Genomic DNA, 9,019 nt, shown 5'->3' with positions numbered 1-9,019 from the left:
AGGAAACGTGCGCGTTGCAGCCCGTTGCGATACAGGTTGTCCGGAATAATGTTAGAGGTAGCCACCAGCGTAATACCGCGAGCGAACAGCGCCTGCAACAGCGTTGCCAGCAGCATGGCGTCGGTGATGTCGGAGACAAAGAACTCGTCAAAACACAGCACGTCCGTTTGCGCCTTGAAGCCGTCGGCGACGATCTCCAGCGGGTTTTCCTGCCCTTGCAGTTCCGTCAGTTCTTCATGCACCCGCAGCATAAAGCGGTGAAAGTGCAGCCGCAGTTTGCGATCGCCGGGCAGGCTGTGGAAAAACAGGTCCATCAGCCAGGTTTTCCCCCGGCCAACGCCGCCCCACATATACAGCCCCTGCACCGGCCGCTGTGTGGTGGTTTCCTCACTCTTGCCTAACCAGCGGCTAAGCAGGTTACGGCGCTTGCCAGCGTTAGCGGCGGCGGGAGCCGGTAGCTGCTGCAACGCCTGATAGATCTGATCCAACTGCGTAACGGCCTGGCGCTGAACCGCATCGGCCTGATATTCCCCCGCATCCAGCGCCTGCTGGTAGCGTGATAACGGTGACTGTGCCTGCATGTATTCGCAATCCCTAACAACGCTGAGAATTTATTTATCCAATTTTCGCGGCGGATGACGGCCGCTTCGCACCCTGATCGCCACATTTACCGGCGTCGTGCCCCAAGAAAACCCCGCTAAATGGCTAGTATTGGCTTATCAGGATTCCACTCGGACAAGGTTAACGGTTATAGTGGATATTATTAAGTGAAAAATCCCTGCGGAACAACGAAGTCAAAATAGGAGTCATCATGACCTGGGAGTATGCGCTGATTGGTTTGGTGGTCGGTATCGTGATCGGTGCGGTAGCGATGCGTTTTGGTAACAGTAAATTGCGTCAGCAGCAGGTGCTGCAAAACGAACTGGATAAAAGCAAAACCGAGCTTGAAGAGTACCGTCAGGAGTTGGTTGGCCATTTTGCCCGCAGTGCCGAACTGCTGGATAACATGGCGCGCGACTATCGCCAGCTGTATCAACATATGGCGAAAAGCTCCAATAACCTGCTGCCGGATCTGCCGATGCAGGACAACCCGTTCCGCTACCGTCTGTCCGAATCAGAAGCGGATAACGATCAGGCTCCGGTGGAGATGCCTCGTGACTACTCCGAAGGGGCATCTGGCCTGCTGCGCGGCGCACCACGCGGCAATTAATTCCCCCGTTATACTGACCCGTGGGGTGATCCCACGGGTTGTTCACTTTGTTCGTCCCAATTCCCCGCCCTACACTATGCTTACTCTTGACGATTAAGTGAACTTTTCGCGTAAATTCATTGTCCTAGACATCACAAATGATATTGCCATGGCAGTATCGTCAAAAATTTCACCGGCAGATTTTGAGAGAGCTATAACCAATGAAGAAAAGATCTTTATTTCTTAGTGCATTAGCAATGAGCATTAGCCTGGCATTTGCCTCCGTCCCGGCAGCCAACGCGGCCATGCCTGCCGCCGTTGCAGGTGAGTCGCTGCCAAGTCTGGCGCCAATGCTGGAAAAAGTGCTACCCGCCGTAGTTAGCGTGCGTGTAGAAGGCACTCAGGTACAGCGCCAGCCACAGCTGCCAGAGCAGTTTAAATTCTTCTTTGGCCCGAACATGCCTGTGCCGAAAGAAAGCACTCGCCCGTTTGAAGGGCTGGGTTCCGGTGTGATTATCGACGCGGCGAAGGGTTACATCCTCACCAACAACCACGTCATCAACAACGCCGACAAGATCAGCGTGCAGCTCAATGATGGCCGCGAATATGACGCCAAGCTGATTGGCCGCGACGAACAGTCTGACATTGCCCTGCTGCAGGTCAGCGATGTTAAAAATCTGACGGCAGTAAAAATGGCGGATTCAGACAAGCTGCGCGTGGGTGACTTTGCCGTAGCCGTCGGTAACCCGTTCGGCCTTGGCCAGACGGCAACTTCCGGCATCATCTCCGCACTGGGGCGCAGCGGCCTGAGCTTGGAAGGGCTGGAAAACTTCATCCAGACCGATGCCTCCATCAACCGTGGTAACTCCGGCGGCGCGCTGGTGAACCTGAACGGTGAGCTGATCGGTATCAACACCGCGATCCTGGCTCCGGGCGGCGGCAACATCGGTATCGGCTTCGCCATTCCAAGCAATATGGCGCAGAGCCTGAGCAAGCAGCTGATTGAGTTTGGCGAAGTGAAGCGCGGCCTGCTGGGCATCAAAGGCAGTGAAATGACCGCCGATATGGCGAAAGCATTCAATACGGATGCCCAACGCGGAGCCTTTATCAGTGAAGTAATGCCAAAATCCGCCGCAGCCAAAGCCGGGATCAAAGCCGGTGATATCCTGGTCTCTCTGGATGGCAAGCCGATCAGCAGTTTTGCCGAGCTGCGTGCCAAAGTGGGCACCACCGCACCGGGCACTACCGTTAAAATAGGCCTGCTGCGTGAAGGTAAACCCATGGACGTTGCCGTCACCCTGGATAACAGCGAAAGCGTATCAACCAACGCCGAAACGCTGTCGCCTGCGCTGCAAGGTGCCGCACTCACCAACGGTGCGCTGCCAAACGGTGATAAAGGCGTGAAGATCGACAAGGTGGATAAAGGCACCCCGGCGGCGCAGTTTGGCCTGCAGAAAGGGGACGTGATTATCGGCGTTAACCGTCAGCGCGTTGAAAACATCAATGCACTGCGTAAACTGCTTGAAGCTAAACCGGCAGTAATGGCGCTGAACATCGTACGTGGCGACGAAAACATTTATCTGTTACTGCGTTAATTTGTTGCGAAACCGGGCGCGCTAGCATACTGCGCCCGGTTAACTCGTGCTATCCTCCTTCCATCTTCCCCAACACTAACTAAAACTCTATGTTTGCTAAGCTCTTGCGTTCTATTGTTATTGGTTTGGTCGTTGCCGGTATACTGCTGGCCGCCCTGCCCGTATTGCGTTCCGCCAATAACATATTCGCCAGCAAATCTGAGAATACCAGCGATCAAACACCGGCCAGCTTTAATACCGGCGTACGCCGAGCTGCTCCCGCCGTCGTCAACATCTATAATCGCAACATCAGCGGCGCGACCAACTTGCTCTCTCTGGGTTCCGGTGTGATCATGAACGATCGCGGCTACATCATTACCAACCGCCACGTCATTAAAGACGCCCAGCAGATCACTGCCGTACTGCAAGATGGCCGCCGCTATGAGGCGTTATTGGTCGGCTCCGATAGCCTGACCGACCTGGCCGTACTGAAAATCGATCCGGGCAATTTACCGGTGATCCCAATCAATACCGCACGCCCCGCCCGCATCGGTGATGTGGCGCTGGCGATCGGTAACCCGTACAACCTTGGGCAAACCGTTACCCAGGGCATTATCAGCGCCACCGGGCGTATCAGCCTGAGCACCACCGGGCGGCAAACCTTCCTGCAAACCGATGCCTCGATCAACCGGGGTAACTCCGGCGGTGCGCTGGTTAACTCCCTAGGTGAGTTGATGGGCATCAATACGCTGACCTACGACAAGATCACCGATGGCGAAACGCCAGAGGGGTTAGGCTTTGCCATCCCGGTAGAACTGGCAACCAAGATCATGGATAAGCTGATCCGTGATGGCCGGGTGATCCGCGGCTACTTTGGTATTCAGGGCAAAGAGATTATCCCGGTGCGCACCTCAGCGACCGGCATCGATCGCCTGCAGGGGATCATCGTGACCGAAATTACCCCTAACGGCCCGGCCGCCAATGCGGCGTTCCATATTAATGACATCATCATTAACGTCGATAACAAACCGGCGGTGTCGGTATTGGAGACGATGGATCAGGTGGCGGAGATCCGCCCAGGGACGGAGATCCCGGTGGTGGTGCTACGCGATGGGCAACGCATTACGCTGCATATGGCGGTGGGTGAATTCCCAGAGGATAATAACTAACAGCAGGATTATCCGTAGTAAGACGGTGGTTTATTACTTTCTTAACGGCTGCATCTAATGGCGCAACAGATGAATATCCTCTGATGTCGCGTGCTTGCCCTCATGGAGTTGTTTAAACGAACAAACTAAAGTGGATAGTCACAACGCCAAGGCGGAACGAATAGCGCTGGATTTATTTCTTCTTTTTCAAAGAGTAGAGCCAACTGATCCTCAGTATTTGCAGTTAACGATTTAAAGTTAACCGTATCGCGGGTATCTATACCATCATTGAAATCAATCAGTTTCTTGGACATTTCAAAATCAACTATGCAATATTTGAAGTCTTTGGCATTCTTCAAAAACTCATAGGTATTTATACTATTTTTTATTTCGTCTGAAATATTAAACATTGCATACAGAGCAATCCAGCGCCTCATACTACTTGAATCAGACGAAACTTCCTGTGCTATTTCAATATAGTTACTAAACTCAATGCCATTCCAAACCTTAGCCGGGATAGCTAATTTTTCGTTCATCTTCCTCACTCAATTTCTTTGTATGCGTAAAATAACTCGATTGCTCTTCAATTTTTCAGTCAAACGCCATATCATAACTTTTAACAAAGATATCTAGATAGGCTCAATCGTTACCCCATTAAGAATGAGCCTATCTTCTCTTGCTTGGTTTATGATATAAATCAACTCTTATATACCATAAACCCAGATATGTCCTCTTCTTCCGTTGAGCTTCTTTTTATATATGTATCAAAAATAGATGACAATTCACTTTCCTTAGAGACTTCATAAAAAGCGATCGCCTCATCTGGTATGTCAAAAATAACAGCCCAGTCTTCGAATTTGAAAAGGCTCTCTGATATTAAAGCTTCTAACTTAACCAACCCATCTTTGCAGTGAATTCCATCCCCCCCAATAAAGAGAAATGTAATCCTCATCATTAAATGAGATCGGTGATATATTTTTTATATATAAAGGAAGTAATCCCTCCTTAAGAAAGATACTTTCGCACCATATATACTCTTTGGGTTCACGGCTGAAGATATCCCCGCCCCATTCGGCAAAGACTTCTTTCATGCCAATAATGTGATTAAAATAACTCTTATTTAAAATCAGTATAAATAGATAGTCCATTACTTACTCCCAATCCCTGGATATTTTATTGGTTCCAATCGCATCCATTTATCTCCTACATATCTAAAAGTAAGCTGATATGGGTTGGTATGATACTGAGGAGTTCCATGCTCCCCCTAGAGAAATATTACGAACCCCCGTATTCCGCAAGGAAAGACGCCATGCATTCCCTGCCCATCGCCGCTCTTTTCATCTTTCTCTTTAGCCCTGCGTTGAATACCTTGGAGAGAAGACTCAAGGTTTTCCATTGTCGACTAAATCACATCCAGTATTCTTATAATTTCCCAAGCACTTAAATAGTGTAAATAAGGCCGGAGATACAGTAATATCTTCGGCCTTTACTCTGTGTCTAATTTAGAATATAGCCACCAGATATTTTATTTATTATTCCCTGTAATTCCATATCTTTTACAAGGGATTCAATGTCTTCATCTGACACTTCATTACCTAAAGATGAGAAGTAGCTAGATAACCGCCATAATGTAATCAAATTGTGTTTTTTTACATGTGTATGCACGTCAACACAAGTGTTTGGCTTAGGGCTAACTCTTTTAAATCTAATTCCAAAACCATGTTTTGTAAATAACCAATGGCTACCGTCGCTCAAAGAAATATCTCCTCTTCTAGGGAAGTCCATTAGTTTCTCAAAGTCATTAACATCGTTATACTTTTCAAAAAAAGCATTCAATAGCTCTGCTTGCAACTTTTGAAAACAAAAGATGTCATCATATTTTATAACGTTTGTTCTCATCGCAATGACCTCGCCTCGGCAACTTTTAATAATAATTCATCGAATTCATCTTTATCTACATGAGCCAAGCGAACCTTTATTTTATCAAGTTTAAGACTCTTGGCAGCTTCAACCCTATGATGACCATCTTCTATAATATACTTCCCATTGTAAGTACTAACAGAAACAGGTCCAGAACCATCAGGATCATATTGATAGCCGTTTTCTTTCATCTTTTTCTTTAGTTTTTTTATTTGTGAGCCTACCATTTCAGTTGAATTCTGTTGGCTTAGTAAGATCTTAGGATCAACATCCTTAACTTCAACTGTTCCGGGAAGCTTAACATTTGAATCACTTGGTGAATGTATTTTTGGTTCAGGAGTTTGATCCCCGATTTGATGGGCTTCCGACCCCGGCATTGCTTTCAGCCCCAGCGGATCAACCCGGCTAACCGGGTTCCCAACCACATAGCTATAAGTGTTTAGTCCACCAGCCATTTTGATCGGATCCGCCGTCAGATACCGCCCAACTCCCGGATCATAGTACCGGTTCAGGTTATAATAAAGCCCGCTTTCCTTATCCGCATACTGCCCCTGGAACCGCAGCGGTTGGTTAAACGCAAGGGCATCCTCTGCCAGCCACTCTTCCCGCATCTGCCCAAAGGCACTGAAACGGCCTTTCCATATCGAGTTACCGTTCCTGTCGGTCAACTCGTGCGGAGTGCCCAGATGGTCGTTCTGATACCAGTAGATTGCCGGGGGTTTGTCCTGCGGATCCCGTGAAGGTTCTCCCACCACCAGCGCCATCGGGCGATAGCTGCCCGGCTCATACAGGTAACTCTGCCAATAGCCCTTGCCATCGGTTTCTGCCACCAGTTGATTGCCACGCCAGACAAACTCCAGCAGCTTGCCGTTAACGGTTTTGCTCAGGCGACGGTTAAAGGCATCATAACTGTAGGTGCTCACGCTGCCGTCCGGGGTTTCCAGGCGGATCAGGCGATGGCGGCAATCGTATTCATAGCGTGTGACCAATTTGTGGTCTTTGCCGCGTCGTTCGGCAATCAGGTTACCAAAACGGTCATACTCAAAATGACGATCGGCATAAAACGCCAGTCGGTTGCCCGGTGCGCTGTGCTGCTGGATATCGCTGACCGGGTTGCCCCGGCGATCCCAACGGAAACTCTCATTCGGGTTGGCGTGGTGTTGTTCCTTCGCTGCGGTTGCTGGCTGAAACTGCGGCAATCGATGGACCGGCTGCCGTGCAGGGGGAATGATTGACTGCGGGTTCAGGTAGCTGACCGAGGTTAGCGCCCCGGTGGCATTGTAGTGATACTGCCGCGCATCGTTACCCTCAATGCTGGCCAGTTCTCCATCGGCCTGATAGGCATACTGCTGTTGCCAGTGCAGCCGATCGTCTCCCGGCATGGTTCCGGGTTCGAGCAGACTGTGTTGGCTCAGCCGACCCCGGTGATCATACTGGAAGCTATTGACCAGCCGGTTACCTTGCCGCAGTTGTTGCAGACGCTGATGATGGTCGTAACCGTAGGCCGTCAGCGGCTGGCCTTCCAGGCTGGAGGCCTGCAGTTTGCCGTGTTGGTAATGGAATTCCTGCCACTGCCCGTTGGGCTGTTTGATGCCGTTCAGACGTCCCGTGTCTTCATCGTAACGGTAACGCATTGTCGCCCAGGACTGATGTTCCGCTTCCAGGCGGCCGGCGGCGTCATATTGCCAGGCTAGCGGGTTTTCACCGTCCAATACCTCACTCAGGCGGCCCGCCTCGTCGTAACGGTATTCTTCCTCTTTGCCATCGGGCAGGATTTTACGCGTCAGACGGCCCAACGGGTCGCGCTGGTATTGCGTTATGAATGGCGGGCTTTGGTGGTCGTTGCCGTATTCGCGCTTTTCACTCAGGCGACCGCAGGCATCATAGTGATAGGTGGTCTTGACGTTATCGAAGCCAATCTCTTCACTCAGCAGGCCACTGCCGGTGTAGCCAAGGCGGTACTTCTCGCCCAACTGGTTCTCTATATCGCTGACTTGCAGATGAACGTTATCGTAACGATAACGCAGGCTACCGCCGTCCGGCAGACGTTTCTCGGTCAGCAGATGCAGGGGGGCTGCATAGTGATATTCTGTGACGCGCCCGACCTCATCGGTGAGTTGCGTCACTTTACCATAGGTATTGTACTGATATTGCCGGGTGCTGCCATCCGGATGGGTGATCTTTATCAGCCGGTCCAGTTCATCCCATTGGTAGCGGGTGATCTGATCATTCTCTTCCACTTCACTGGGCTGAGTCTGTAGCCCCTGGTAGCGCAACTGGCGGCTTCCCTGCGGCGAGGAATCACTGAGCAGGCGGCCCAATGTATCCCATTGCAGGTGCTGTTCACTGCCATCAGGGAAACGGATCTGGCTGACCTGGCCACGAGGCGTGTAGCTGTAATGGGTAGTGGTGCCCGCCGGATCGGTTTCGCTTTTTAATGCGCCATTAATGTCATAAGTGTAATGCCATTTCTGTGCGTTCTCCCCGACTCCCTGGGTGCGAGCAATCAGCTTATTAAATAGCCATTGGTAAGTGGTGATCTGACCATCCGGCGTGATGACCGTGCTCAGGGTGCCATCATCATCATAGAGAGAATCTGTGTGATACCCCAGCGCATCGGTGGCACGTGTGCAGGCACCGTCCTCATTGTACTCATAATGGGTTTCTGCGCCGTCGGCCCCTCTTTCGGACAGCAATAAGGCCTGCGGGGAATGCTGGTAGCGCTGTTGGCTGCCATCCTTTTGCGTGACGGTGACACGACGGTTGGCGGTGTCCCAGTGATAGCGAATATCCAGTTGGCCAAAGTTGCCGTACTGGCGGGTACAACGTGCCGTTTTTCCTTCGCCTTGCCACTCCCAATGGAATTCAGCACCGCCTGCCAGGGTACGGCAGAGGATCACATGATCTTCGCGGTAGCTGTACTGCTCGGTGTCGCCCGCGGCATTGGTGGCGCTAATCAGTTGCTGGTGTTCGTTGTAACGGTAGTGCGCCACCACCGTACCGGGCTGCCAGTGCGTCTCTGCGCTGGTGCTGGCTGGATTACGGGCTTGTAGCAATATCTGACCGATCCCTTGCGGGTAAGTGGGGTCGTCGTAGTTAAAACAGAGGCGGGCCTCGTCGTGCCCCAGAGCGGCCAACCGCCCTTGGTTATCGTAACTTGTGGGGAGGTGATCGTTTCTGGACTGTCG

General features: G+C 51.1%; 8 protein-coding genes and 1 pseudogene. 3 read left to right on the top strand and 6 right to left on the bottom strand.

Annotation, left to right across the window (positions count from 1 at the left end; all coding sequences use genetic code 11):
* A partial coding sequence (gene zapE, locus ACLQ7H_RS13480) for a cell division protein ZapE (protein WP_411753112.1) occupies positions 1-581 on the bottom strand: 581 nt, incomplete at its 3' end.
* 230 nt (positions 582-811) lie between these two features.
* Between zapE and zapG the strand changes: the two genes are divergently transcribed.
* From zapG to degS, 3 genes are all read left to right on the top strand, one after another.
* Positions 812-1,210 carry a Z-ring associated protein ZapG gene (gene zapG, locus ACLQ7H_RS13475; RefSeq protein ID WP_071682627.1) on the top strand — a complete coding sequence of 133 codons (399 nt, stop codon included), beginning with the start codon at positions 812-814 and terminating at the stop codon, positions 1,208-1,210.
* A 200-nt stretch (positions 1,211-1,410) separates the two neighbouring features.
* Entirely contained in the window at positions 1,411-2,784 is a 1,374-nt protein-coding gene (gene degQ, locus ACLQ7H_RS13470; protein ID WP_411753111.1) for a serine endoprotease DegQ, read from the top strand.
* An 89-nt stretch (positions 2,785-2,873) separates the two neighbouring features.
* Positions 2,874-3,932, top strand: coding sequence for an outer membrane-stress sensor serine endopeptidase DegS (degS, locus tag ACLQ7H_RS13465; protein WP_411753110.1), 1,059 nt, complete (start codon positions 2,874-2,876; stop codon positions 3,930-3,932).
* Between the two features lie 125 nt (positions 3,933-4,057).
* Here the strand turns inward: degS and ACLQ7H_RS13460 are convergent, their stop codons facing one another.
* From ACLQ7H_RS13460 to ACLQ7H_RS13440, 5 genes and pseudogenes are all read right to left on the bottom strand, one after another.
* The gene (locus ACLQ7H_RS13460) at positions 4,058-4,447 is read right to left on the bottom strand and encodes a hypothetical protein (RefSeq protein WP_411753109.1); all 390 of its coding nucleotides are present in this window, start codon (positions 4,445-4,447) and stop codon (positions 4,058-4,060) included.
* Between the two features lie 354 nt (positions 4,448-4,801).
* The gene (locus ACLQ7H_RS13455; RefSeq protein ID WP_411753108.1) at positions 4,802-5,059 is read right to left on the bottom strand and encodes a hypothetical protein; all 258 of its coding nucleotides are present in this window, start codon (positions 5,057-5,059) and stop codon (positions 4,802-4,804) included.
* A gap of 127 nt (positions 5,060-5,186) precedes the next feature.
* Positions 5,187-5,282 (bottom strand): annotated as a pseudogene (locus tag ACLQ7H_RS13450) (hypothetical protein); the annotation flags it as partial.
* A 126-nt stretch (positions 5,283-5,408) separates the two neighbouring features.
* Complete coding sequence (locus ACLQ7H_RS13445; protein WP_411753107.1) at positions 5,409-5,810, bottom strand: DUF6896 domain-containing protein; 402 nt, start codon at positions 5,808-5,810, stop codon at positions 5,409-5,411.
* A complete protein-coding gene (locus ACLQ7H_RS13440; RefSeq protein WP_411753106.1) occupies positions 5,807-8,968 on the bottom strand; it encodes an RHS repeat-associated core domain-containing protein in 3,162 nt (1,053 codons plus the stop codon). The genes ACLQ7H_RS13445 and ACLQ7H_RS13440 overlap by 4 nt, the downstream gene beginning before the upstream one ends.
* Between the last annotated feature and the right edge of the window lie 51 nt (positions 8,969-9,019).

It is taken from the genome of Serratia sp. (in: enterobacteria) (genome assembly GCF_046715635.1).
In the GTDB taxonomy this organism is placed as follows: Bacteria; Pseudomonadota; Gammaproteobacteria; order Enterobacterales; family Enterobacteriaceae; genus Chania.
This window is presented reverse-complemented; position numbering and strand designations above follow the sequence as displayed.

Bases quoted from the DNA above. Each gene is read 5' to 3' on its own strand.
- zapG (WP_071682627.1), top strand. From the start codon at position 812: ATGACCTGGGAGTATGCGCTGATTGGTTTGGTGGTCGGTATCGTGATC.
- degQ (WP_411753111.1), top strand. From the start codon at position 1,411: ATGAAGAAAAGATCTTTATTTCTTAGTGCATTAGCAATGAGCATTAGC.
- degS (WP_411753110.1), top strand. From the start codon at position 2,874: ATGTTTGCTAAGCTCTTGCGTTCTATTGTTATTGGTTTGGTCGTTGCC.
- ACLQ7H_RS13460 (WP_411753109.1), bottom strand. From the start codon at position 4,447: ATGAACGAAAAATTAGCTATCCCGGCTAAGGTTTGGAATGGCATTGAG.
- ACLQ7H_RS13455 (WP_411753108.1), bottom strand. From the start codon at position 5,059: ATGGACTATCTATTTATACTGATTTTAAATAAGAGTTATTTTAATCAC.
- ACLQ7H_RS13445 (WP_411753107.1), bottom strand. From the start codon at position 5,810: ATGAGAACAAACGTTATAAAATATGATGACATCTTTTGTTTTCAAAAG.